This is a genomic window from Mesorhizobium sp. M7A.F.Ca.US.014.04.1.1 (assembly GCF_003998745.1).
Taxonomy (GTDB): Bacteria; Pseudomonadota; Alphaproteobacteria; order Rhizobiales; family Rhizobiaceae; genus Mesorhizobium; species Mesorhizobium ciceri.
This window is the reverse complement of sequence record NZ_RZRW01000953.1, coordinates 1-1431: the sequence shown is the minus strand read 5'-3', so window position 1 is coordinate 1431 and position 1431 is coordinate 1. Positions and strand designations below refer to the sequence as shown.

The following is a 1431-nucleotide window of genomic DNA, read 5'->3' as shown; positions in this document are numbered from 1 at the left end:
GGTTGCGACATCAGATCAGGGACAAGGACCGGGCGCGGGAAACCGCCGAGGCGGAAGAGGACAAGACCCTGTCGGCGGAGGAGAGCCGCAAGCGGGTGCTTGATGCCGTGCGCCGCCGTTACACGGCTCCCGCCACAGCCCCGGAGTGACACGCGAGAGCCAAGGCAATCAAGCCAGCGCTGCATGCGAAATTCTTCAGTCAGGCAACGCCGCCACCGCGACAATTTCAACGACGATGTCGGCTTGCGCAAGCGCTGCAACTCCGATCACCTCCGAAGGCGGCGGGTTGTTATAGCTGCAGTGCTTCGGGCAATGCTCGGCAAAGAACTCGTCCAGTACGTCGAGACGAAAATTGGGTGAACTCAGAACGCCGCCATCGGGAAATGGCCCCTTGATGAAGAAGGTCAGCCGGATGAGATAGTCGAGCGCGCTGCCGAGTTCTTCCAGATCTGATTTGATGTTCGCCAGAATTGCACGCCACTGTGCCGCCGCATCGCCAGTGAATCCCCCTCCTCTCTTTCCGGTCGGATCATAATTTTCGGCGGTTGCCGTATTTCCGCAAAGGTAGACAAATCCCTTTGCTCCGGAGACGACCGTGCCTTTTCCCCACGGCATCAACTTTCCGTTTTTGAATTTCTTATGGGTTACGAGTTCCATGCTTCGTCCAGAACTCTTGATCGTCAGCCTATCAAATCGTCTATTCTGATCGGCAGATCGCGAATGCGCTTGCCGGTGGCATGATAGACGGCACTCGCCACGGCAGCAGCCGTTCCGACATTGCCGAGTTCGCCCAAACCCTTGACGCCGGCAGGGTTGACCTGATGGTCGATTTCGGGGACCAGGATAACGTCGACCTGTTTGATGTCGGCGTTGACCGGTACGAGATAGTCCTGCAGGTCGCGGTTGACGTAGCGCGCGTGTCGCTGATCGATTTCCGTCGCCTCGTGCAACGCCTGGCCGATACCCCAGATCATGCCACCCATCAGCTGGCTGCGCGCGGTGCGCGTGTTCATGATGCGCCCGGCGGCGAAGGCCCCGACGATGCGCGGGGCCCGGATTTCGCGTGTATAGCTGTTGATGCGCACTTCGACGAACTCGGCGCCAAAGGCATATTTGACCGAATCTTCGTCGTTCTCTCCACCATGAAATTCCGACTGTCCGGCATAGAGTTTGCTGAGGGCTTCAGGCGAAGAACCCTTCGGCGCAAACTCGGCATATTCCTCGATGGCGCCGACTTGCATAGCCTTGAAGACATCAGCCAGCTTTGCGGATTTGCCGGTCTCGGTGACGACCTCTTCGTCCTTCAAGTCCAGCTTCGCATTGCCCGAACCGGCCAGCGGAGCCCCCCTGCCCGCAGCGGCGGCGAACAGCTTTTCGCGTATCGCGTCGCAGGCTTTCATGACCGCCGAGCAGACACTGGCGGTCGCGACC

At 59.4% G+C, this 1431-nt stretch carries 2 protein-coding genes; both read right to left on the bottom strand.

Annotated features, from left to right (window positions below; genetic code table 11):
- Window positions 1–195: 195 nt before the first annotated feature.
- Window positions 196–657, bottom strand: a complete 462-nt coding sequence (locus tag EOA22_RS33460; RefSeq protein WP_063168017.1) for a RidA family protein — start codon at window positions 655–657, stop codon at window positions 196–198.
- Window positions 658–680: 23 nt separating this feature from the next.
- Window positions 681–1431 (bottom strand): molybdopterin cofactor-binding domain-containing protein (locus EOA22_RS33455; RefSeq protein ID WP_164756177.1); only part of this gene is annotated, 751 nt, incomplete at its 5' end.